Annotated in this window: 18 protein-coding genes; 8 read left to right on the forward strand and 10 right to left on the reverse strand. The window is 51.5% G+C overall.

The features are described from left to right. Positions 1-662: 662 nt before the first annotated feature. The 7 genes from CRO05_RS01405 to CRO05_RS01435 form a co-directional block, all read right to left on the reverse strand. Entirely contained in the window at positions 663-2,138 is a 1,476-nt protein-coding gene (locus tag CRO05_RS01405; RefSeq protein ID WP_097065507.1) for a lipopolysaccharide biosynthesis protein, read from the reverse strand. Between the two features lie 293 nt (positions 2,139-2,431). Next, positions 2,432-3,808, reverse strand: coding sequence for a phenylacetate--CoA ligase family protein (locus CRO05_RS01410; RefSeq protein WP_097065508.1), 1,377 nt, complete (start codon positions 3,806-3,808; stop codon positions 2,432-2,434). Further along, entirely contained in the window at positions 3,805-4,923 is a 1,119-nt protein-coding gene (locus CRO05_RS01415) for a glycosyltransferase family 4 protein (RefSeq protein ID WP_235001241.1), read from the reverse strand. Before CRO05_RS01415 ends, CRO05_RS01410 begins: the two co-directional genes overlap by 4 nt. Next, entirely contained in the window at positions 4,920-6,137 is a 1,218-nt protein-coding gene (locus CRO05_RS01420; protein WP_097065510.1) for a TIGR04063 family PEP-CTERM/XrtA system glycosyltransferase, read from the reverse strand. The genes CRO05_RS01415 and CRO05_RS01420 overlap by 4 nt, the downstream gene beginning before the upstream one ends. Then, positions 6,137-7,828, reverse strand: coding sequence for a glycosyltransferase family 39 protein (locus tag CRO05_RS01425; protein ID WP_097065511.1), 1,692 nt, complete (start codon positions 7,826-7,828; stop codon positions 6,137-6,139). The genes CRO05_RS01420 and CRO05_RS01425 overlap by 1 nt, the downstream gene beginning before the upstream one ends. A 4-nt stretch (positions 7,829-7,832) precedes the next feature. Beyond that, positions 7,833-8,954, reverse strand: coding sequence for a dTDP-4-amino-4,6-dideoxygalactose transaminase (gene rffA, locus CRO05_RS01430; RefSeq protein ID WP_097065512.1), 1,122 nt, complete (start codon positions 8,952-8,954; stop codon positions 7,833-7,835). A gap of 239 nt (positions 8,955-9,193) precedes the next feature. Then, a complete protein-coding gene (locus CRO05_RS01435) occupies positions 9,194-9,916 on the reverse strand; it encodes a WbqC family protein (RefSeq protein WP_097065513.1) in 723 nt (240 codons plus the stop codon). 520 nt (positions 9,917-10,436) lie between these two features. On the opposite strand from CRO05_RS01435, the gene CRO05_RS01440 reads away from it, so the two are divergent. Then, complete coding sequence (locus CRO05_RS01440) at positions 10,437-12,032, forward strand: MBOAT family protein (protein ID WP_304528812.1); 1,596 nt, start codon at positions 10,437-10,439, stop codon at positions 12,030-12,032. Positions 12,033-12,058: 26 nt separating this feature from the next. Then, positions 12,059-13,327 carry a hypothetical protein gene (locus tag CRO05_RS01445; RefSeq protein WP_097065515.1) on the forward strand — a complete coding sequence of 423 codons (1,269 nt, stop codon included), beginning with the start codon at positions 12,059-12,061 and terminating at the stop codon, positions 13,325-13,327. 144 nt (positions 13,328-13,471) lie between these two features. Here CRO05_RS01445 and CRO05_RS01450 read toward each other — a convergent pair whose 3' ends face one another. After that, positions 13,472-14,941, reverse strand: a complete 1,470-nt coding sequence (locus CRO05_RS01450; RefSeq protein WP_235001242.1) for a PEP-CTERM sorting domain-containing protein — start codon at positions 14,939-14,941, stop codon at positions 13,472-13,474. Between the two features lie 461 nt (positions 14,942-15,402). On the opposite strand from CRO05_RS01450, the gene CRO05_RS01455 reads away from it, so the two are divergent. The 5 genes from CRO05_RS01455 to CRO05_RS01475 all read left to right on the forward strand — a co-directional run bounded on the left by CRO05_RS01455 (position 15,403) and on the right by CRO05_RS01475 (position 18,982). Continuing rightward, positions 15,403-16,107, forward strand: coding sequence for a GNAT family N-acetyltransferase (locus CRO05_RS01455; RefSeq protein WP_107758427.1), 705 nt, complete (start codon positions 15,403-15,405; stop codon positions 16,105-16,107). Positions 16,108-16,125: 18 nt separating this feature from the next. Beyond that, on the forward strand, positions 16,126-16,377 hold the full coding sequence (locus tag CRO05_RS01460) for an acyl carrier protein (RefSeq protein WP_097065518.1): 252 nt from the start codon (positions 16,126-16,128) through the stop codon (positions 16,375-16,377). Next, the gene (locus CRO05_RS01465; RefSeq protein ID WP_097065519.1) at positions 16,374-17,225 is read left to right on the forward strand and encodes a hydrolase 2, exosortase A system-associated; all 852 of its coding nucleotides are present in this window, start codon (positions 16,374-16,376) and stop codon (positions 17,223-17,225) included. The genes CRO05_RS01460 and CRO05_RS01465 overlap by 4 nt, the downstream gene beginning before the upstream one ends. Next, positions 17,222-18,118 carry a hydrolase 1, exosortase A system-associated gene (locus CRO05_RS01470; RefSeq protein WP_097065520.1) on the forward strand — a complete coding sequence of 299 codons (897 nt, stop codon included), beginning with the start codon at positions 17,222-17,224 and terminating at the stop codon, positions 18,116-18,118. The genes CRO05_RS01465 and CRO05_RS01470 overlap by 4 nt, the downstream gene beginning before the upstream one ends. A 117-nt stretch (positions 18,119-18,235) precedes the next feature. Then, positions 18,236-18,982 (forward strand): tetratricopeptide repeat protein, encoded by a 747-nt coding sequence (locus tag CRO05_RS01475; protein WP_235001243.1) that lies wholly within the window; start codon positions 18,236-18,238, stop codon positions 18,980-18,982. Positions 18,983-19,030: 48 nt separating this feature from the next. Here CRO05_RS01475 and CRO05_RS01480 read toward each other — a convergent pair whose 3' ends face one another. Together CRO05_RS01480 and CRO05_RS01485 are read right to left on the reverse strand one after the other, a co-directional pair. Then, on the reverse strand, positions 19,031-20,089 hold the full coding sequence (locus CRO05_RS01480) for an SDR family oxidoreductase (RefSeq protein ID WP_097065521.1): 1,059 nt from the start codon (positions 20,087-20,089) through the stop codon (positions 19,031-19,033). 19 nt (positions 20,090-20,108) lie between these two features. After that, the gene (locus CRO05_RS01485) at positions 20,109-21,389 is read right to left on the reverse strand and encodes a nucleotide sugar dehydrogenase (protein WP_097065522.1); all 1,281 of its coding nucleotides are present in this window, start codon (positions 21,387-21,389) and stop codon (positions 20,109-20,111) included. Positions 21,390-21,717: 328 nt separating this feature from the next. Between CRO05_RS01485 and prsT the strand changes: the two genes are divergently transcribed. Next, positions 21,718-24,516 carry an XrtA/PEP-CTERM system TPR-repeat protein PrsT gene (prsT, locus tag CRO05_RS01490; protein ID WP_097065523.1) on the forward strand — a complete coding sequence of 933 codons (2,799 nt, stop codon included), beginning with the start codon at positions 21,718-21,720 and terminating at the stop codon, positions 24,514-24,516. Positions 24,517-24,699 lie beyond the last annotated feature (183 nt).

Genomic DNA, 24,699 nt, shown 5'->3' on the forward strand with positions numbered 1-24,699 from the left:
GTGCCGCTGAAATCCGAGACCGCACCAGCATCCGGTAGCCGTTGTTTTGGGGATATGCGGATGGTCCCCCATCAAATCGTCAAGATTCGCCCCGTGCCCCGTGCCCGAGCATATCGTTGCTGGCGTTCACCGTTTGCGACGCCAGACTTTACGTTCAACCAGGCAGCCCAAACCTGAGAATCGTTGTCCCGCCGGGCGCCCGTGCTGCCCGTTAGATCAGGCGGAGTAAAGCAACCCATCGATTCGCTCCTCATAGAACCAAGTTTGTGGCGGAGGGGACGACTCTGTCGATTCCGTCCTAAGATAGTGCCACCCTCGCACGAACGCTTTTGCTCGCTACGAGGTAGGGTTCCGGAAGAGCCTATTTCTGCGTCCCATTAAGGCCAACGAGGCGAACGTCATTTGCTTCAGGCAACGTCGAAATTGATGATTCGTGGATTATACCCGTACGGTATAGGTCGGAGTTCGCTTATTGACCCGGTGAATGAATAGTATTAAAGAGCACACTTGCGCCCAGGCCCTGCAAACAGGATTCAAATGTTCAGGAGGTTTCCGCATGACGTAATTTGATGGACGCCTGAAAATCCGTTTAATGAAAACGCGATCAGAACGATCCGACAATTCGAAGTTGCGGGTGGAATTGAGGAGAAGATCGACGGCTGCTAGGCGGGGGAATTTGCTTTATGCCTTCCCAGGAATAGCTTTATCGCATCCTCCAGCCATTTTCCATAGAAAATCCACAGCGTTAAGAAATAAATAAGTCCGCCGCCGGTAATTTCGATAAGCAATCTTCCAAGACTATCCTCACGGCCAAATACGGCCTTCGCGCTTAACAGGCATGCCGCCATGATAGCGGACGAAACAATGGCTGGGCGAAAGCTTAGCGCAATTTTTGTGAAAGACGTTTCCAGAACCGCCTTGCTCATGCCGACAGTTGAAAATGCGACAATCAGTTCGGTCGCCATCAAGGCCGATACAAGGCCGATTACCCCGTAATGCGCGCCAATCAATGTCAGGGGTAACAAGATAATCAATGCAACGATCGTAGACTTCAGCGACAGGTCGGCACGCCCCATGCTGGCCAGTATCGGCCGTAAAAAAGAGGTGGTCATTCTGAACGGCATGACAATGGACAAAAGTGCGAGCGGCACAGCGACCTGCGACCATTTCTCGCCAAGCACCGCTGCCACAAACTCCTGGGCAACGCAGGCAAGGCCTATCATGATGGGAAACAGGCCCAGCGATACGATACCCAGAGTTTTGCCCAGGTAGTACGTGGCGACATCGCGTTGCTCCTGAAATTTTGAAAACGATGGGAAGATAATCGGGTTGATCACCGGCATTATTTTGGCAAGCGGCAATAGGGCAAACTGAAAAGCGACTGCATAAATGCCGAGCAGCTCAGCACCTAAAACAGGACCCGCAATAAAGGTCGCGAGCTTGTCGGTGATGAGCACCACCGCCCCTCCCAGAGACAAGACCCCGCCAAAAGCCATCATCCCGCGCACGGCCGAGAAATTCAGAGAGGGAGTGATGGCCCATGGCTCCAGGATCATCAATATGATTGCCAGAAGGATCCGGTTGACCAGCATCCCTGTTACCAGCGCCCAGATCCCCCAACCCAGAATTGCGAGCACCAGCGTTGCGACGGCGGCACTGATATTCGCGATAAATTCGGCAAAAGCTCTCAACTTGAACTTCAGGTTGCGGTCCAGAAGCGCGTTGGGGATGACGCGGAAGGGCGCCAGAAGAAAAACAAAAGCCAGAACCCGTGCCAGCTGCTCGAGACGGGGCTCATCAAAATATACCGCCATTACGCTTCCGCCAAAGAAATAGGTCAGAAAAAGCAATCCATTGATGACCAGAAGCCAGCCAAAGACGCTACGCAACTCCTCGTGCTCGACGTTCCTGGATCGAACCAGAGCAAGGTCGAGTCCAAACGCGCTGACCAGCATGAGCAGTTCAAGGGGCGCCTCCAGCATGGCATTGAGTCCGTAATCCGCTGGACTGATGAAACGCACCACTATGATGGTGCTGGCCCAACTGACCGCCTGCCCGATCAGTCGAAGTATCACCGCCGAGCGGGCGCCCGACAGGATTTTGTCAATGATTTCCGTGTGACCTTGTTGCTTTTCCATGAATTTTGCACTTATGCGAAGCGTGAGCCAGGCCGTTGTTGCCGGTCCCGGAACTCGGGTAATCATTCCTGCCAGGCATGGAAAGGTTAACTGTGTTTTCTAATGTTGCCTGTTTATCCGGTGAGAATAGCATTCGGACTTTAGCCGAAATCCACTCCGGGGTGCTTTATTGCAATTGCATAACGTTTCCGACGGTGTGATGCGGTTATAAATTGCTCCCTTGATTCGATGACAGCCAGTGCAGGAAACGACGCAATTTCACAATAAGACGTTGAGAGCCGCGGCTCTTTCGATCAAACCGTTGCAACCTTGCTCACCACGTAGCGAAACTTGCCGGATTTCTCCAGCGGGATCTCGGCCATCTTCTCGATCACGATATCAACGGTCTGGCCCAACCTGGCCTTGAATCCCTGTTCGATTTTCGCAATTGTCTCCGGACCAAGCTCTGAGTCCAGAACCACCGATATCCGCGTGAGATTCAAACTTTCCTGGATGATTTTGAAGTTGCTTATCCCGGTCACGTCGCGCAGGATGTAGATCAAAGCCAGGCCGTGGATGACCGTGCCGTCCTGCGCGATGAGAAAATCCGTACTGCGTCCCTGGACCTCCTTGAGGAGGGGAAGGCCGCGTCCGCAAGCGCAGAGCTTGCTGTCCAGCACGCCGATGTCGCCGGTGCGGTAGCGAATGAAAGGGAAATCCTTTGTAGCAAGATGGGTCACTATGATTTCGCCTGCCTCACCGCAGGGTAGCGGCATGCCCTGTTGATCCACGATCTCGACGATAATATCCTCGGCGGTGATATGCATACCGCCCTCGGGACACTCGTGGGCGATGAAACCCGCGTCGCGGCCTCCATAACCATTCGCCACCGGACAGCCAAACGTTTCACTGATCTGCCGGCGCTGTTCATCGTAGAGTCGCTCCGAGGTAACGAATGCAACACGCAACCCCAGATCGTCCATCCGCTGCCCCCGTGCATTGGCGTGACGAGCGATATGCGATAGGGCGGAAGGGTAGCCGAAGAGCATTTTTGGGCGCACTGCGCGTATTTCATCCAGGAACCGGTCCAGTTTTTGTTCCGACATTTCGAAGGCGGGGATCAGCTTCGTCCTGAACAGCCAGTCGCGGAGGCCGCGTATGCCGTCCTGCGCGCCGAGTTCGATGGGTGAACCCCAGACGACTATCTCCCGGTCGCCGATATCCACATTCCACCACCGTGTGGCGCGCCATTTCGCGGCAACGTCGTGGCTGACCCGCTCCTTGCCGATGTAAAAAATCAACGGTTCGCCGCTGGAACCACCAGTGTTAAAGCGGGCCAGACTCTGCCCATTCTCCGACTTGAGCGCTTCAGTGTTGGCGCGAATTCTCGATTTGTCGAGCAGCGGCAGATATGCAAGGTCCGTCAGAGAGCGTACCCCTTCCGGATTGAACGAGATATCCGAGAAGAGAGCACGATAAAAAGGTACGTGTACTTCTGCGTGGGCGAGCAACCGGCGCAGTTTTGAAAGCTGGAGCGCCTCCAGACGCTTTGGATCCCACCATTGGGAGATTTCCAGCTCCTTGCGGACAGCGACGCTATCATGGTTTTTGATGCGCTCGTGAAAAGGGAAAAAAAGGCCCGATATAAACGACGTGTACCATTCTTTTTCTTCTGGTGAACTGGCCCTCACTTGTTACTTACCGCGAATCTGTCTGACTTTGTCAAAACCTGGTCATACACGCAGAGCAACCGGTCACGTACATTTGGCCACGTGTAGCATTGCACCGATTCGGCGCCCGCCTGCCTGAGAAGCATTGCCTTGGCAGGATCGTTGAGCAATAGAAGAACAGCATCTGCCATGGCTTCCGGATCCCCTGGGGACACAAGCAAAGCGGTCTTTCCATGCTCTACCAGATAGGGTATGCCGCCAACATCGGTACTCACTACGGGAACGCCGCTGGCCAATGCTTCCAGGATAGAGATAGGCATGTTGTCGGCCAGGCTGGGGTTGATCATGACATCGGCGTGCCGGTAGACAGCGGCCATGCCTTCGTTGTCCAGACGGCCTGTAAATGTGACCGCATCTACCACGCCCAATCTGCATGCAAGCTCTTCCAGTGTCTGGCGCTCGGGACCGGAGCCGGCCACAGTGAGTTTTGCTGTGGGAAACGCGTGTTTTACAATAGTGAAGGCTCGCAAGGCAGTGGCATTGTCGTAAATCGGCTCAAGGTTGCGGGTAACGATGATGTGCGGGAAATCCGGCCCCGATGAAGGTGCAAAACGTGCTCCTGCGCCGAAGCGGCCAAGGTCGATAATGTTGGGTACGATGCTGGTTGAAAAGCCCCGCTGTTCAAATACAGCTTCAAGGAAACCTGAAGGAACGATGATTGCATCTGCCCGGTACAGGCTGGGTTTTATCCAGAAAAAGGCCTTATCAAAAAAGGTATCCGCTTCGCCTCCCCGATAATTGATAATGACGGGCTTCCTCCTGATCCTGGCAATCCAGATGGCTGGAGCGGCAAAGAGATGCCACGACCAGCCAGAATTGGCCATCACATGAAATAACTGAACCCTGCCCGCGGAAAACCAGAGGTGAGCAAGGTAGGGCAACAGACGAAATGCGGCCCTTACACCCTTGAATTTCCCAATCCAGCCAGGACGATAGGGGCTATTGACCTGAATCAGCTCTACCTCGGCCTCCTCCCCTCGCAATAACCTGGCCAATTGCAACGTCTGGTTTGCCATTCCGCCCGAAGGAGGAGGTAAAGGCCCCACTAACCCAACGCGCAAGCCGGGCTTTTTCACTGATGGCGCTCCTTTGAGACAAGCGGAGCGTAAACATTCCTGTAACTTGCCACACTGGCTGGCCAATTACGCTGGGTTTCCACAAAGCGGCGAGCAGCGACACGCAGGCCAGCCCAAAGATGCGGACTGGAAAGAACGCTCAGGACTTTGAGCGCCAGGGCGTGCGGGTCGCCGGCCCTGAAAAGGATGCCTGTCTCCCCATCCTGAATGAGCTCCAGATGGCCGCCCACATCGGAGGCCATGACCAGCCTGCCCTGAGCCATGGCTTCGAGGGGCTTGAGTGGGGTGACGAGGTCGGTGAGCCGCATACGGAGCCTCGGATAGACGAGAACATCGATCAGATTGTAATAGCGCTGGACCTGGGCATGAGGTACGCGGCCAGTGAAGATCACTTTGTCTTCCAGGTGCAGTTGCATCGTAATGGCCTTTAATTCTTTTTCTTGCGGACCGCCGCCGACTAGCAGAACACGAATGTCAGGATTGCCGGACAGCATTTCCGGTAGTGCCTGCAATAAAATGCTCAAGCCTTCATAGGCATAAAAAGAGCCTATAAAACCCACCAGCAACTTGCCCTCCAACCCGAGCTCTTCAGCCAGTTGCTGATCACGTTTATCACCCACGCTGAAATTTTCGATATTCACGGCATTGGGAATGACCGTTACCTTTTCTGGCGCGATACCTCGTCCGAGAATATCCCCGCGCAATCCCTCGCAGATAGTGGTTATCGCATCGACCCGCCTGAGGGCATAACTCTCCAGGCTGCGGGTGAGGCGGTATCGCATGCCCCATTCGCGACTGGTGCCGTGATCCACCGCAGCGTCTTCCCAGAATGCCCTGACTTCATAGACAACCGGGATACCTGAACTGCGGCCGACGCGCAGCGCAGGTATCGCGTTCAGAACAGGAGAGTGGGCGTGCAGAATATCCGGCCTGACAATTTTGACCACTTCACTCAGGCGGCGGGTCAGACTGTCGATAACGGCGGCCTGATTCAGAACAGGCAGCTGCGCCATTGGACTTGCCGCAGCCGGGGTGCGATAAAAATGCCATCCCTCGACATCCTCCTCCAATACGCTGCAATTTTCCTGTTTTGAACCAGTCAGATGAAAGGTTTCCCACCCCAGAGCGCGCTGTTCCTTGAGAATGGAAAGCGTACGGAATGTATAGCCACTGTGAAGGGGAATGGAGTGGTCAAGAATGTGCAGTATCCGCATCAATTTTTCCGCTGCGGATTCAACTTGATTTCCATCCCCATATGCGGCAGTGGAATGACAAGGTCGTCCGCTTGCTCCTTTTTTTCCAAGTATCGGTAAACCTGGACTGACAGGTCAGCAAATTCCGGCACATTTGTCTGGATCGGTATCTCTTTGATCATCTGGAATCGCTGATCCTTCATGGCTTCAGCGAGCAGCTTGAATTCCGGCAGGTCGACTATATCGCGACTCTCTATCACAACTATGCCGACGCCGAAACGTTCGATCAGTTGAATGACATCCTCTACAGATTTGACATATGAGACAGTACCGAACGACTTGTGCACCGCCATGGATACCAAAATCTTGTCGGCTCGTAATACCGCCTTCCTCTTTTCGGGATCAAGCGCCCGCAGATGGAAAATAAAATTGCCATCATGTTTCCCGCCAAACATGATCAAGCCCGTATTTTCCTGTCCGGTGACAAACTCAGCTGCTTGTTCGTATCCTGATACATAACTATGCGGCCTGATCGATCCCGAATATACGTTCCACGCGGCAAGTGTGGCCAACAGGACGAATGCGATTCCACGGATGTTGCGGTTTGCCATCGCCGCCTGGCTCAACGGCATGCAGGCCAGCAACGCGAGCGGCGGCAGCGCGTAAATCGTATATCGGTGAACATTCGCTGGCCCTATGACTATCGTCGTAAAAATATACGAGGTCACAATCCAAAGAAATATCAGTACATCCTGCTTCGTACCCTTGTTGAATAATCTGAAAACAAAACCAATAAAGATAGCCGCCAAAAGCGGCAATTCGCAAGCACTCAATAATGCAGGCCAAAAACTTCCCCAACGGCTGGCACTAAATAACACCGAACTATTTGATCCGAACTTATCGACAAAAGAGCTTGTCGGTACCGAACCGAACTTTAGCGCGTGCACCATCAGCAATGCCGCGACCGAGCCCACGATGACATACGCCAACACTGCTTCCTTGCGCCATAGCATCCGCCAGTATCCAGTCCACAACGCATAGATCAGCAGAGCAGGCAGAATGAAGACCGTGGTCTGCTTGAGTAGCAGCATGCAGCCCAGCATAAGTCCGGCAATTCCGGCACGGCTCAGGCTAGGGCGGCTCAGATATCGATCGAATGTCCAAATCGAAACGATAATCATCGCTACCGCCGGCACCTCCAACATAACGGAACGGGTCCAATGGAGCGTTCCGGGAGCCGAAAGATAGAGCAGGCATGACAAGATAGCGGCTTCGCGTCCCCAGATGGGCCGCGCCCAGACATACCAGGCAGTTGCGCCGATGAGAGCAAATACTAGAACTGCGAGCCGCCCTCCAAATTCGTTGATACCAAACACGGCAAAAAATACTGATTCGACCACAGGGAAGAAAGGCGGATACCAGTTCAATGCCAGAGCGGGATATTGGGCAAAGTACTGCAGAGCGTATTCATAAGGCGCCCTCCAGGGCATATCCTGCCAAAGATCGAGAAAGAAGACGCCGTTCATTGCGTGACGGGACTCGTCCGTCCACCAGAATTCTCCGGCATCAAGTGCTTTCCAGAAGAGCAGGCATACGCTGCACCACAGCACCAGCAGAAATAGGGCATCGCCGGAATTGGGCCGCGGGCGAAGTTCAAGGCTGGAATCAGCCGGAGGGGTTTGCGCCGAATATTGCGGGCCGGGCGTGGTCATTCTTTCATAACTCTGCTATGACCTGCCGGATGACTTCGCTCTGGAACTCTTCCAATCCAAGCCACAGGGGCAGCCTCACCAATCGCTCGCTCAGCAGCTTTGTTTGGGTTAATGCTCCGGACTTGCGGCCACACTTTACGCCCATCGGGGAACTGTCAAGCGGCACGTAGTGAAACACTGTCCCTATTCCCCTCTGCCGGAGGGCATCGATAAAGGATGTACGTTTGTCCAGGCCTGATAATAAGAGGTAATACATGTGAGCATTGTGAGTGCAGTCTAAAGGGATAATGGGACGACGAATTTCCCCCCCCATTTCCAGAGCTTCAAAACTATCATGGTATGCTTCCCAGATATCAAGCCGGCGTTTGGTGATGGCATCCGCCTCTTCCATTTGAGCCCATAGAAATGCCGCGATGAGTTCGCTGGGAAGATAGGATGAGCCAAAATCCACCCAGGTATACTTATCCACCTGGCCGCGGAAAAAAAGACTTCGGTTGGTGCCTTTTTCCCTGATTATTTCCGCTTGTTCGGCAAAACGAGGGGTATTTATTAATAAAGCTCCGCCTTCTCCAGATATGATGTTCTTGGTCTCGTGGAAGCTCAATGCGGCGAGGTGTCCTATACTTCCCAGCGGCCGCCCCTTATAGCTGGACATAATGCCTTGCGCGGCATCTTCGATTACCAGCAGGTTGTGCCTTTCCGCAATGGACATGATGGCATCCATCTCGCAACTCACCCCCGCGTAGTGAACTGCCACAATTGCTCTGGTTTTTGGCGTGATTGCTGCTTCAATCAGCGTCTCGTCAATATTGAACGTGTCAGGCCGGATATCAACGAATACTGGCGTGCCTCCCCTCAAGGCGAAGGCATTCGCAGTCGAGACGAAAGTGTATGAAGGCATGATAATTTCATCACCCGGCTGGATATTAGCAAGAATTGCCGCCATCTCCAGGGCAGCGGTACAGGAATGCGTCAGCAGAGCCTTTTGGCATCCAATCCGCTGTTCCAGCCATGCATTGCACTTTTTAGTAAAAATTCCGTCGCCCGCAAGATGTCCGCTGGCATGAGCCTGGCTGACATACCAAAGCTCTTTTCCAGTCATGTAAGGTTTATTAAATGGGATCATGGCTGAGATCTGCCTGGATTTGAGCTACGGAAAAAATGGCATATCATCGGCGAGCAAGCACGTTGACATTCGTTACCATTACAGTACTCGATTATGCCCTGCCGGTCAGTGACTCGTTCAGGTAAAGTACAGAGAAAAACAGGACAACGGTAAAAGCCGGGCTCAGGATAAGCGTAACGGGATTCAAAGCCAGTCAGGGTAGGCATCTCTGCTACTTCTTACCTCGGCTTTTCATCGCACTAGGGCTTGCCCCAGATATGAGCAGGCGCTTGCGGTCCCACACACAGTAGCAGATCGAGCACTGTGACAAGGGGCGAGAATGGCGAAAAGCATTGCTGATAAGCTGGATAAACAGGGTATTCCTTATACGCCAATTCAATACCGGCCTCGGCAAACATGGGCTCCTCGATATAACTTCTGGCTGATGGCCCGCTGATGTATTTGGTCGCACCAACCTTCTCAAGAATGCCAACTAATCTCTCTGTTTTCCGGCCATCAACTGCGAGAAGCCGACTGTCGCTAAACTTTGTGTGGATCCCTAGAATACCGGAGAGATACTTAATTGCGCGCTGATTGTAATCAGAAAGATTTGTCAGGGCGTTCTCATAGAGGAAATCCAGCAAGGGTTCCGATTCCTTAAAAAAAGGTGCGTTGCGGTAATTCTGCTCAATTATGCGTCTATGCTGCTGCTTCCAGCTTTGATCGGGAATTTCCACTTCACATATCAGACGCTTCAAATCGTGACCTGCCGGGATCGACAGCCATCGAGGCCCATCACGGGTCATCAATTTGTTTCGGTGGCGCCAATCCGAATGGGTATATTGCACGTCGTCATAAAAAATGAAAAGATCAACGTCATGGATGAGATCGAAGTAGCCCCTCCAAGGCAGATAATTGGACTGCAGTATGGCGACGCAATGATCCACTTTTGATAAGTTCGCTTTTACCCCATCTTTATTCATTATGCTTTAATGCCTCATGGGCGAATAAGACTTATATGTGTCGATAACGACATATTTCCTGATTTGAACAGTTTTTTAATCTCCCTCATTCTGAGCTACTTGCTTCCGGCAGCATGAAGCTCGTACTCCAATCCAAAACGTTGCGTCCTGCTCTTTATTTTTGCGGGAATTCCAAAATACACAGACCCTGGCTCTCTGTTAACTCCGTAATCATGCCGGGTCCTCACCCAATATTACGCCAGGGACGGCAATGGGCTTGCATCCAACGAGTGGTTTCGATAGATATATTATAGGGATGATGCTGACTTCAGGGGCATCTTGTTGGCCTCGGATTCCTTCATTATCTTACTTCTGGCTCTGTCATATTCTCTATTCTTTGCCTTCAATTGATCGCCACGTTCAATTATTTAAATTACTTTATTTCTCAGGGCCTGGATGCGCATGATCTGTTGGGCCAAAGCCAGACGAGCACTATCTCAATAGTGATTAAGCGACTACGAAAGCATTTTTGCATTTTATAATGCCTTACCGTCGCAATCGTCACCTCTATCAGGTCTTACCTGGGCGCATGCTGTTTAATTCCTTTATTTTCCTTTTTGCCTATCTGCCAGTCGTACTTGGAGGCTTTTTCTGGCTGGGCCGCCGGAACCACACATGGGCATCGGGATGGCTTGCTTTCGCGTCTCTATTTTTCTATGGGTACTGGGATTATCGCTACGTTCCGCTACTGCTTGCTTCAATCGGATTTAATTACTGGTGCGGGCTGCATATTTCGCAGGCAGCCCGCCCTTCCCGGAAGCACTGGCTGGTCTTGGCCATAGCAGCCAATTTAAGTCTGCTCGCCTATTTCAAATACGCCAATTTCTTCCTGGATACAGCGAGCTTCATCAGTAATGAAGACTTTTCGACGCTGGATATCATTCTGCCAATCGGCATATCATTTTATACATTCACGCAAATCGCTTTCCTCGTCGATACGTACCAGGACAAGGTGCGCGAATACCGTTTTGTTCATTACCTTCTATTCGTTACTTATTTTCCGCATCTCATCGCAGGCCCCGTTCTCCATCACAAGGAAATGATGCCCCAGTTCGCCGATGGGAGAATGTACAGGCTTTCAGCAACCAACTTTGCTGTCGGCGTCACCATATTCTCCATTGGCCTCGCCAAGAAAGTATTGATTGCGGACAACCTGTCTCCATACGCAAGTCCATTGTTCGAAAATACGGATTCGCCTTCGCTGTTTATCGCCTGGGGTGGCGTTCTTGCTTACAGCTTTCAACTTTATTTCGATTTTTCAGCTTATTCGGATATGGCTATCGGATTGTCCCGTTTGTTTGGGATCCGGCTTCCCCTTAACTTCAATTCTCCATATAAAGCGGAAAACATCAGCGAGTTCTGGCGAAGATGGCATATGACTCTGTCTCGATTTCTTCGTGACTATCTGTATTTTCCGCTGGGTGGGAACCGGTCCGGCCTGTTCAATCGCTACCGCAATCTGATGTCTGTTATGCTATTGGGTGGAATGTGGCACGGTGCTGGCTGGAATTTTATCATTTGGGGCGGGCTGCATGGTTGCTATCTGGTAATTCACCACGCTTGGGCTGTGATATCGAAACGCCTGGGCTTTCCCTCGGGGTTGGCGATATGGAAATTGACCGCCACCATAACAACCTTTGTTGCAGTGTGTTTCGCCTGGGTATTTTTTCGTTCGCCCGACCTTGCCACCTCATGGGAAATCGTTCGAGGCATGACCGGCGGCTTTGGTATCGGATTGCCCGATGCCATCGGTAATCGGGTCGCAATACTGGTACCGGCTCTCCAGAACCTGGGCGTAAACTTTTACCTGGGCGGAGGTTCGCTTTTTGTTGAAACGTGGGGGTGGATTGCATTTGCTGCAGCGATTGCTTTTTTACTGCCCAATACGCAAGAGCTTGTTCACCGCTTTGAGCCGGCGCTCGATTTCACCCCCCCTGCACAAACACCGAAAGGGGGAATGGCATATAGACTGACCTGGATGCCATCGCGCCTCTGGGCTGTTTTCCTCGGTTCTCTGACAGTGATCAGTTTGCTGTCGTTGAATCGTCCAAATGAATTTCTTTACTTCCAGTTCTGATACCCGCACGAGCCCGTGATGCCACCATGACGAAACCGCTCGAGCCCTCGCGTTTTATGCGCTGGTTCACGATTTCCATTCTGACTGGAGTTGCGCTCGTCGTGGCTCTGGTCGTGATAGTGGACCCTTATAATCAGTACCGCGTCGTGGTTCGCCCCGGGTTCAATCTCATCAAGCCTCGGCTAACACGCTATCAAAGTGAGATCAAGCTTACCCAGGCTGCTGAAATGCGGGCAGATGCGCTGATCCTGGGTCACTCTCGCGCCGAGGTGGGCTTCGATCCGGAGGCGCCGGTATTTGTCCGGCAGGGTTTATCGGCGTATAACCTCGCCATCCCTGGGACTGGCATCGGTACTGCTCGCGCACAAGTGGAATATCTGGATCAAATCGGCATCAAGCCGAAAGTGGTGGTACTTGGCGTCGAGTTCCTGGATTTCATGGAGGCACCCCAAAAAACGGCTTCCGCCATCTCGCATCCGCGTCCGATCAATGATCGACATCCGATTACCCACTGGTTCTGGCATTTTGATAGCCTCTTTTCGCTAGCGTCTGTAAAGGACGCCATTCGCACATTGTTCGTTCAAAATGATAATGAAGCGGAAATCATGACTTCAAGAGGGTTTAATCCATTAAACGAATATGGCCCAATCGTGCGCAGAGAAGGTTATTACCCGCTGTTTCGGCAAAGAGCGCAGGAAAACACCGAAACTTATCTCAGGAAGGCAAAAGGCTCACTTTCTTCTGCTGATTTTGACCATTTGCGAGCGATTCTCGATATTGCGGCCGAGTCCGGCAGCGACGTGAAATTGATCATCTATCCGTATCACGCCCAGATACTTGCTCTTTTCGAAGAGACAAGGCTGTGGTCTTCATTCTGGAAATGGAAGGATCTTTTAGTGCGCGAGGTATCCGCCGCGAAACAACGTCATCCTGGTGCACGCATTGCCTTGTTTGATTTCAGCGGCTATGGCAGCTACAACTGCGAAAAGATTCCCGCAAAAGGAGATCGCGTGACGAATACCCGCTGGTATTGGGAAGCGGGGCATTTCAAGAAAGAGCTTGGCGACATCGTGCTGGAATCCGTTTTTTCCCAATCAGCCGATACCTTGCAGATGGTAAACGCGGAGCAAGACAAGCCGGATATATTCGGGTACCCGCTGAACGAATCGAATGAGGCCCTGAATCTGCGGCGCATCTATCATGAGCGCTCGGACTGTATGAAAAGCTATCCGACACTCTTTGTAGAGACAACAGAACTCGTTGCGGGGCGCGTAGCCAATGAAGAAACAGGATAGGTTGGAAACCAGGAGAGTGATGTGCCCTCATCTGGATATGAGCGGAGCGGTATGCGCCAACGATATAGCAATATACACCGCATTACGGCATAAGCTTGTTACCGCACCGGGTCGCCGATGCGGCATTGATTTGACAGCCGGTATTCAGGCACGACGTCTGCGGGCAACCCATCCTATCAGGCCAAGTCCAGCGAGAAAGAGTGCATAAGTTTCCGGTTCCGGAATAGCTGCTGCCGGCTTGTACAACCATACACTTGCATCCCACCCTCCGTCCCCGGTAGCCGAAATCTCGTCCAAAGCGATGAAAGCGCCAAGCGTCGCATCGTACTTCCATTTGCCGAGAACGCCGGTGGTAAAGTTTCCCTGAGGATGTTCTAGTGTCGAGCTCTCCATTTCGTGAATAGTCCAAGTGGTGTTGGGGCCGATATCGCCGTTTTCATCCGTGACGACGCTGGCCGACCATACTGTTCCGCCTCCATTATTGCCATCCCACAGCACAATTTTGTTATGCGCCGAATCATAATCAATGCCGAAATTCCCTGTCATTCTGAAGTCACTACCATCGGCATTCACCAGATTCACTCCGATATCGGTGTTTTGGTTGGGATTGGCAACGTTGGCATTGTCCAGATCCCATATCGCCAAATCCGACATATAACTGGGATTGGGGTTGGCTGTTCTGATGTACAAATTGTGTGTTGTATCAATGGTTGCAGCACCTTGGTAGCCAACTGTATTCCAACTGACACCAATTTTTTCCCACGTGTCCTGCCCCCCGTTCCTCACGTCTCCCAAAGTGTAGCGGTAAAGCGGTGGAAACCCTGATGCACCCGTATCAGCAGTAAGGTAAACCACGTCTTTGCCGTCCTCGGTTGTGTAGGCTGTTGTTCCGTTAACGTGAGCCGGGGTCTGCACCTCCCGGTCAATCCACATGTTGCCGCCCTGGGCAACATTGGTAGCGTTCCAGCCTGAGCCAGTGGTGCCCCCGACCTTGTTCGGATCGGCTTTGGTCGGATCCCATAAAAATGGTCCGGCATTGCTCACATTTGTTCCATCTGTTTCCCGGAACGCACCTCCACCGGGTGCGGCCGCCCCACCGAATGTAAGGAACATATCATTGACAGGAAGATAGATATTATTGTCGTAGGTATGTGCGGATTGCGGTGCCGCGCTATCGACAACAAAACCGTTTGCATCCAGCCTGCTCGCGAGAGAGCCGCGCCCCCATTCCCCGGTAGCTCCATCCCAAACATACATCTCGTTACCAGCATAATTTGCATGTCCGCCGCCCCAGAGCATAAGGTCCCCGCGGCCTGAATCCCAGGCAAAGGAACTCCACGCACGTACGATAGAGCCTGGAAACTCGTGACTGGGCGCTTGTACCGCGTCAGCACCTGTGGGCCATGCATCAGAGAAAAAATTGGTGCTTGCCTGGACCCAACCGCCAGCCGGAGTTGTTGCCAATAACGATGACAGGCGCTCGGAGGAGGTTTCCGCATGTGCCTGCGCCGCAACTATGGAGAAGCTACCCGTCATTAATAGGGAAAGCGTAAGATTCGATAACCGAAGCCAATTTTTTGCAACTGCCCCTTTACTTCTTCCTGGTTTATTCATTACGCTTTTACTTTTATTCACTACGCTCGGTTTGCACATATATGTTCGCTCTCGAAATGAAAAAAATAGGTAGGTCGGCTTCGGGTAAGCGCTAGAGCTTAAAATCCGAAAGGGGGTTGAAATCGAAAGGTAGAAGAAAATTAGTGAGAAGTAAAGACGTTTTTATTTTCGTTCTTATTCCACGATACAACTATAGTACTATTCAACGTTTTGTTTCCGCAATGACGAGAAAATAGGATGCTGTTAGGTAGGCGAGTGCTTGCATGATGACTTAGGCTCGGTACCCCAAACACGGCTTTGCTTTGCTTGACCTGATCGGATGACCGATCAATTGGTGCTCAGCTATCTAATTTAATCGTCTAATAGTCGGTCGCGTCAATCTGACAGCCGGCGCTAACCACGTGCAAAATGTTTTTTGAAGCGTAATGGTATCGACAGGACGAAAAAACGAGTTGTGTCAGATGTTGCAGCAGTGGGGCAGGTTCAATTTCTGTCTTTTCCTGCTCAACAAACTTCTGGTAAAGGTGTCGAGGGGAAGCTCTCGTATATACAGGTATTATTTTATCGCGCAGCCAGTTGCGAAAGAGGCTCTGATTCCACAGGGGAAGGGCAGGAAAGTAGAAATTCGGCTGATTGACGAACAGGACGAAATTGTCCGGCAATTCCCCAGGCCGCCCGTAGCGATTCAGGCGAGGTTCAAGCTAGGTGCAAAATGCCTGGTTGCTTCGAAAGATGGGCACTTTATCGGCTTTCTGTGGCTGGTACTGGGCAATTACCATTATCAGGAAGATGAAGTGCGCGCCCGTTACATACCGTTACCGTCGAAACAGACAGCTTGGGATTTCGATGTGTATGTAGCGCCCGATTTTCGGCTGGGTCGAACTTTTCCGCGTCTATGGGACGAGGCGAATCGCGTTTTGACTGAAAACGGTGTCTTATGGTCGTGCAGCCGTATTTCCGCGTTCAATTCTGGCTCCCTCGACGCTCATGCACATCTTGGAGCCGTGTCCTTGGGCAGCGCAATCTTTTTTTACGCGGGCCACTGGCAAATCACGTTCGCCTCTATTGCTCCCTATTTTCATCTGTCATCCCACCCCGATTCATTTCCGGAGTTTCGCCTCGATACGCAGAGGCTCGGAACAACCTCCCGCCCCCCCGGAAGTTAAATCAACTATGGAGTAAGCATGAAGTACATTGAGGAAGTGAAAAATACCCTGTCTGACGTACTGAGCCTCGGTGAGCGAAGGAATTCACTCAAGGAGGACTCAGCCCTGCTTGGAGCCATTCCTGAATTGGACTCCATGGCGGTCGTCAACGTGATCACTGCTCTGGAGGAGCGCTTTGATATAACAGTGGATGATGATGAGATCAGCGCAAGAACGTTTGAAACCCTGGGCGCCTTGACAAATTTCGTTGAGCAGAAATTGGCGGAATGAAAGGCCTTCCCGCCTCTTCTCCTGCAGAGCCGTTTTTTTTGAAAGCGGAACCGGGGCAGCGTTTCTGTCTTTTCCATAAACCCTATCTCGACCAGGAATGCCGCGGGGTTATCATATATGTTCATCCCTTCTGTGACGAGATGAACAAATCCCGGCGTATGGCTGCGATGCAGGCCAGAGCCTTTGCTGCGATAGGGTTTAGCGTGCTGCAGATAGATCTCTTCGGTTGCGGCGATAGCAGTGGCCAATTTTGCGATGCGCGTTGGGATATCTGGAAGCAGGATTTGGCTTGCGCGCGAAATTGGCTTGAGAATCACGTTACTGCACCGGTCAGTCTTTGGGGTCTGCGCTTGGGCGCGCTACTGGCATTGGACTTCGCCAGGGATCAGGCGGATCCAATTGACCGGTTGATTCTATGGCAACCGGTGATTAACGGAGAATCATTCCTGAACCAGTTTTTGCGGTTACAGATAGCTAATGAAATGCTCGCCGGCGCTTCCGCCGAAAAAAAGGCGGGGACGAATATGATGCGCCAGCGCCTGGCGAAGGGAGAGGTACTGGAAATAGCTGGGTACGAACTTGCGCCCGATCTGGCTGCCGCTATTGATCGTTTGAAAGCAGCCGAACTGGCCGTCGAGAATAGCGCTATTCACTGGTTCGAAATCGTGGCTGAGCCGGGCCGCTCCATGATGCCGGCCGGGATACAGGTTATCGGGGAGTGGAAACGGAATGGTATTGATCCGCATGTGTATCTTGTAGCGTGCCCATCGTTTTGGGCGACGCAGGAAATCGCGGAATGCCCTGAGCTGGTTTCTGCCACTGCGGATGTCTTTGCTTTAATGGCATGATGAATTTCGACGAGCGCGCCGTTGTCTTTCGCTGCGAGCAAGATTGGCTGTACGGGATTTTAAGTTTACCTGAGCAAGCTGCTTCCAAGGGGGTATTGATTGTAGTGGGTGGGCCTCAATATCGGGTGGGAAGCCACCGCCAATTCACGCTACTCGCCCGTCATCTGGCCGCCCATGGAATTCCAGTTCTGCGTTTTGATTTCCGGGGAATGGGCGATAGCGAGGGAGACGCAAGAACTTTCGAAGATGTGGAAGAGGATCTGAGTTGCGCGATAGAGAAATTTCTTACGGAAGTACCGTTACTCAGTGAAGTGGTGATTTTAGGTTTGTGTGATGCGGCATCGGCTGCGCTTTTCTATGCTTATCAGGATCGCAGGGTTACCGGACTGGTTTTGCTAAATCCATGGGTAAGAACAGATGAAGGATCCGCCAGGGTCTATCTGAAGCATTATTACACAGCACGTATTTTCGAGCTGGAATTCTGGCGCAAGATATGGCGAGGGAATTTTGACTATGTTGCAGCTGTGCAGTCGTTTTCCAGAACCATCGGTACAATCCTGACAGGAAGAGAAAAAGCTGCCGCTCGCTTTAAGGAAAATGCACGCGATAAATCCTGTAGCTCTGCTCCATTACCGGAGCGGATGTATCATGGACTTAGTCGTTTCAAGGGAGAGGTGCTCCTGATCATCAGTGGGCGTGATCTCACAGCTCAGGAGTTCTCGGATCTCGTTCAAGATTTACCCGAATGGCAAAAACTGCTGGCCTCGCCACAAGTGTCGCGCCTCAATTTACTGGAGGCTAACCATACGTTTTCCCGAAGAGAGTGGCGCGATCAGGTAGCAGCTCGGACAACAGAGTGGATTCAAGGCGAGACAATTTCCGGCAATATGTGAACCTGGTCTGATGGTTTCACATATCCGCCGCGGTGCTGATAGAGGGAGAATGTGACAATGCGTCTCCTGGCATCACGAGACTATTAGAACCGTCCATTTCTGGGCGGTCATGGGAGTTTGAAAGAATTCGGTCGCTTTCCTGATATCGAGGTCAGCAAGCTGAACAATTTTTTTGCTACGGACTATATTAGAGCGCATTGCCATGCTGCTGCGGCGCCTGCAGCAAAATCACTCATAATGAGGGGAACGGTAGTGAAATTCATACCCAGCATTATCATATTTGCAAGTTTTATAATTTCCACAAATCTTTGGGCCGCTGCTTACTGTGGAGAATTGGGAAATGTGCGTGATTACACGAGCGACGAACAAAGAACATTTCTGAGGACCGTTGAGGAACACCATTTTACTGCCAATATAGAAAACCTTCGCTACGGAAATACGGGAACTCTTGGGGGGGATTTGAGCTACACGCTTTTGATCTTCCCAAATCACCATCGCGCGCTGGCAGCATTCGGCAAACTTTCTCTGAGGGAGAAAACGTTAAAACCGACCGGCGCAAAGTATTCTGTGGGATGTTTTTTTGATCGCGCCATTCGCTACAAGCCAAACGATGCAATGGTGCGTATGGTATACGGCAATTATTTGTCAAAAGCAGGGCAAATAGACAAAGCGACGGAGCAGTTTCAGATTGCAGTTAATCTTGAGCCCGAAAACCCTACCATCAACTACAACCTTGGCTTGCTCTATATGAAGAAAAAGAATTATGAACAGGCAAATACGTATGCAAAAAAAGCGTATGAACTCGGCTTCCCACTGCCAGGCCTGAAGAATCAATTGATGGAAATGGGAAAATGGAATGATTAGTCTAGAAAAAAATGGCGGGTCACCCTAGAAACCTCGGCTTAGTACTATCTAGGCCGATGCATCGATTTTCTCTTTCTCAGATGGACTGTGCTCGATGTACCACTCCATCGCTTGCTTTAGCCCTTCATCAATTTGATGGGTTGGCTCGAAACCCAGCATTTTGCTGGCCTTCGAAATGTCAGCCAGAGAATGCCGCACGTCGCCCTTGCGAAAATCTACATAAGTAGGCTTATGATCGCGTAGCCGGGGAAACTTATCCAGGAGTAATGCGCGCATCGCTTCATAAAGCTGATTCAGGCTTGTGCGTTCGCCGATCGCCACATTGTAAACCTGATTGACCGCCTGGGGATTTTCTGTCAGCGCAGCAAGAAGATTGGCCTGAATGACGTTCTCGATAAAACAGAAATCCCGACTGGTCTCGCCATCTCCGTTGATATATAAAATTCTGTTCCCGATGAGTGCGGAAACCCATTGGGGAATCACTGCCGCATAAGCGCCGCGTGGGTCCTGCCTTGGGCCAAAAACATTGAAATAGCGCAGCCCGATGGAGTCCATACCATAACAACGGGCGAACACATCGGCGTAGAGTTCGTTTACATACTTGGTAACGGCATATGGAGAGAGCGGCCGGCCAATAACCGATTCGACCTTAGGCAATGCGGGATGATCGCCATAAGTGGAGCTGGAAGCCGCGTAAATGAAGCGCTTCACGTTTGCATCGCGGGAGGCGACCAGCATGTTCAGGAAACCCGAAATGTTGCTCTCGTTTGTACGGATGGGGTCCTGAATAGAGCGCGGCACGGATCCAAGGGCTGCTTCATGCAGGATAAAATCGACGTCCCTGCATGCGTTGCTACACACTTCCAGTTGACAGATATCGCCTTCGATAAAGCTGAAATTGAGCCAGGCTTTTTCGCCGACCAATTCCTTTACCTGCTCAAGATTATGATGGTGGCCAGTCGAGAAGTTATCCAGCCCCGTCACCTTCTGGTTCAGTCTGAGCAAGACCTCCAGTAAATTGGAACCGATGAAACCGGCGACGCCTGTTATCAGCCACTGATACCGGTGATTTTCCAAGTGTCGAAGCACATGTTGATATCTCGTCATTATCCGGCAGGCCCTTTTCTCAAAGTCTCCAGACGTTGAAGCCTGCGTCACGGAGCGCTGCCGGATCGAACTGGGATTTAACATCGATAAAGCAACCCTTATCAGTAATCTTGGACTGGAAATCCGTCAAAGGTCTGTCTACAAATTGACGATGTGCAACGGCAACAATTATCGCGTCAGCGCAGGGAAGATCTTCCCATGACTCAAGCTCCAGACGATATTCATGACGAGCTTCTTCCTGTTTCACGACAGGATCATGCACGTGAATCTCTATTCCGTAGGACCTGAGCTCATTAATCAGATCAGCAACCTTGGAATTTCTCAGATCCGGACAATTTTCCTTGAAAGACAATCCGAGAACGTTCACACGGGCGCCTCTGACATTTATATCCGCCTTGATGATGTGTTTTATGGTCTGTTCCGCTACGAACTTCGCCATGCTGTCATTGATTCGGCGACCAGCCAGAATTACCTGGGGGATATAACCGATCATTTCCGCCTTGTGAGTAAGGTAATATGGATCCACGCCGATACAATGCCCGCCGACCAACCCGGGACGGAAGGGGAGGAAATTCCATTTCGTGCCGGCAGCCTGGAGGACTTCCAGCGTATCGATTCCCAGTTTATCGAAAATGATTGCCAACTCGTTCATCAAGGCGATATTCAGGTCGCGCTGGGTATTCTCGATCACCTTGGCGGCTTCCGCAACCTTGATGCTTGAGGCACGGTGTACACCGGCTGAAATTACACTTTCGTACAGCGTGGCGATTTTCTCCAGCGTAGCGTCATCGTCCCCCGACACAACCTTTAGAATGGTGGTAAGCCTGTGCTGCTTATCGCCGGGGTTGATACGTTCAGGGGAGAAGCCAACATGAAAATCTTCTTTCCATTTCATGCCTGAATGCCTCTCCAGAACCGGAACGCAGATTTCTTCCGTTGCTCCAGGATAAACCGTAGACTCATAAATAATGATCGCGCCCCGCTTCATATGCTTTCCAACGGTTTCGCTGGCACCAACGAGGGCCGCAAAATCCGGCTGATGAGCAAGATCCACCGGTGTCGGAACAGCTACGACAATATAGTCGGCCCGCGACAACTCGGCCGGGTCGGTGGTGGCAAGCAGGTGACTCGCCGCCTGCAGTTCATCGATGGAAACTTCGCCGGTCGGATCGATGCATTGCTTATAACTCTCGACTTTGCTGCTGGAAAGATCATAGCCTATGGTCGGCTGTTTTCTTCCAAATTCAACCGCCAGGGGTAATCCTACATAGCCTAATCCAACCACAGCTACGACGCTCATCAGTTATCTCCCGCTCATTTATAATTTATTCGTGCCATATGTACTGCTATACCGAAATCATATGCGCATCTTCGTGCCTATTCTCTTGAATAAACCTGTGTAAGGGAACTGTACCAAAGGCCGATTTCCGTACTGCTTGTATCAGCATATCATACCGAGGAAGGGATGGCTCGGGGTTGGCTTCAATCCGCTCTGTAGAGGCCGGAAATCCTTTAATAGGAAACAAAACGTAGTACGATGCGATGTATAATTTTTCCGGCCATGGATCAGTTCGGACAAACCCGCGTTCAATATTAATTACGATCGTCTAATGGGAAGGGAATTTTATATGCTTAATCCAAGCAAGGCTGGCGCAACCGGGGCGTTATTGAGGGTTGTGATCTCAGTCGCATTAATCGGCGGTGGCCTGATGGGCTGCGGCAATTCGAAAGATCCCCAGACCCTGATTTCGGACGCCAGACGGTACGAGGAAAAAGGAGACCACAAGGCCGCCATTATCCAGCTTAAGAACGCTTTGCAAAAAAATCCTGACGATCCGGAGGCCCGTTATCTCCTGGGCGCCATCTATAACAAAACCGGTGATCTCCAATCCGCCGAAAAGGAGCTCCGTAAGGCCCTGAGCCTGGGGATGAGCCGCGCCAGGGTAATGCCTGATCTAGGTCAAACGTTGCTCAAGTTGGGTCAATATAAGCAGGTGCTGGATGAGACAGAGCAATTATCAGAAGGTAAAAGTTCCGCCGAAATTTCAACATTACGGGGACAGGCTTCGCTTGGATTGGATAAAGGCAAGGATGCCAAGGCCTTGTTCGAATTGGCACTCAACGACAAGCCGGATTTTCCGGATGCATTAATCGGCCTGGCAAGGTATTCGCTCCTGGAAAAAGATGTGGAGACCGCGACGAGTCTGGCAGAGCAGGCGGTAACCCGAAACCCGGAAAATGCGGACGCTTGGCTTTTCAAGGCTGACCTGCTACGTGTCCAAGGCAAGGCTGACGCAGCCCTTGCCGCTTATGACGAGGTTGTGAAGCTAAAACCAAAAAGCGCACCCGCCTTGATCAGCAAGGCTTTCATAGAAATCGGCACTGAAAAATTTGATGCCGCAAAGGCGGATATCGAGGCGGCACGCAAGGTTGCGCCCACTAATGTAATGGTGTTCTATACCCAGGCACTACTCGATTTCACCCAGAACAACCAGGCTGCTGCATGGGATTCCCTGCAGCAGATACTAAGCAAATCACCGGACCATATGCCCAGCCTGCTACTCGCCGGAGCTGTGCAAGCCGCACTGGGATCGCCGCTGCATGCCGAGCAGCACCTGAAACGTTATCTGGAAAAGGACCCGAAAAATCTCTATGCACGCAAGCTGTTAGTTTCCGTCCTTCTGAAAAACCGCGAAACACAGCGTGCAATTGCAGTACTGAGCCCTGCACTCAAAGACAAGAACATAAAACAGGATCCTCAGCTATTCGCCCTGGCCGGTGAATCCTATATGCAGGCCAAGGATTTTGCCAAAGCAACGGAATATTTTGACAAGGCCAGCGGCATTGTGCCGGAAAATGCAATGCTCCATACGGCATTGAGCATGAGCAAACTGGGACAAGGCGATAACATCGATGCGGTGGCCGCGCTGGAAAAGGCAATAAAGGTTGATCCCAAATCATCTCAGGCAGGCATGCTGCTGATCATGACCCACATTCGTCTAAAGGAATTTGACAAGGCCATTGCAGCAGCCGGACGTCTTGAAAAGGAACAGCCCGATAATCCCCTTATTCAGAATCTGAAAGGTGGTGCATATCTGGGCAAGAAAGACTTAGCCCGTGCACGGGTCAGTTTTGAGAAAGCGCTTTCTCTCCAGCCCGATTATTTTCCGGCGATCGCGAATCTCGCACAACTTGACCTGCAGGAAAAAAAACCAGACGAGGCCAAAAAACGCTTCCTCGCCATTCTGGACAAAGACAAGAAGAATACTCAGGCCATGACCGCGTTAGCCAGTCTTGCGCTCAATCAGGGGCAGAACAAGGAAGCCACGGCCTGGCTTGAACGAGCGAGCAAGGAGAATCCTGACATACTCCAGCCTTCTCTGCTTTTAGTGGCTCATTATCTCCGTACAGGAGAAAAGCAGAAATCTCTTACCCTTGCCCAGCAGCTGGGGAAAGCGAATCCCGACAATCCGGATATTCTGAATTTGATGGCACAGGCGCAATTTGCCAACGGTGACAAGGATGGCGCACTGAAGAGCTATACTGAACTAGCCGCCGCGCGGCCAGATTCCGCTCTTGCCCAATATCGCATCGCTTCTGTTCAAATGGCAATGGAAAACATCCCTGCCGCATCTGACGCGCTGAAAAAAGCACTGACTATAAAACCGGAATACCCGGATGCCCAACTGGCACAAGCTACGCTCGAGGCGCGCAAAGGGAATCACGAACAAGCAATCGCCATTGCCAGGCAGCTTCAAAAACAACAGGACAAGTCGCCCGTGGGTTACATTCTCGAGGGCGATATGCTGATAGCACAAAAAAAACCGGCTCTTGCCGCAAAGGCGTATGAGCAGGCATTCGCTGTCAGAAGGAGCGGGCCATCAATAATGAAATTGCATGCGTCGCTCAGCCACGTGGGAAAAAGCAGGGAAGCAACCCCTCGCCTGCTCCAATGGCTGAAGGAACACCCTGATGACTCATCTACCCGCATGTACCTGGCCGAGTTCTATCTCACGGATCGGCAGACCAAATCGGCCATAGAACAATATCAGACTATCCTGCGGCAACATCCTAAATACGCGCCCGCCCTGAACAATCTGGCTACCGCTTACCAGCATGAAAAAGATCCCCTTGCCCTTGAATATGCAGAAAAGGCTTATGAGCTTGCTCCGGACAGCCCTGCGATATTAGATACTCTGGGATGGATATTGGTAGCACAAGGCAATACCACGCGCGGTTTGCCGCTTCTGAAGAAAGCTGCGTCCCTGGCGCCGCAGGCGGCAGAAATTCGCTACCACCTCGCATCTGGACTGGCTAAATCAGGTAACAAGCCTGAGGCCCGTAAAGAACTGGAACAATTGCTGGGTACCGGAAAGAATTTTTCCAGTATTGATGAGGCTAGAGCATTACTGAAACAAGTGCAATAAACTGGAAAACAGAATAACTTGAGAAAACATTTAGTGGGTCGGGCAGCAGAATTGGATGACAACCGGAACAACCCGATAAAATCAGTCAGCTAGAACTGCAAAGATGCTTCTGCACGGCCGATACCGAGGCTGGACGGTCGTTGTTTAATCCTCTTCTGGCGCTTTCACCATCCCGCAAGTTTA

The sequence above is a fragment of the Nitrosovibrio sp. Nv4 genome (assembly GCF_900215485.1).
Classification (GTDB): Bacteria; Pseudomonadota; Gammaproteobacteria; order Burkholderiales; family Nitrosomonadaceae; genus Nitrosospira.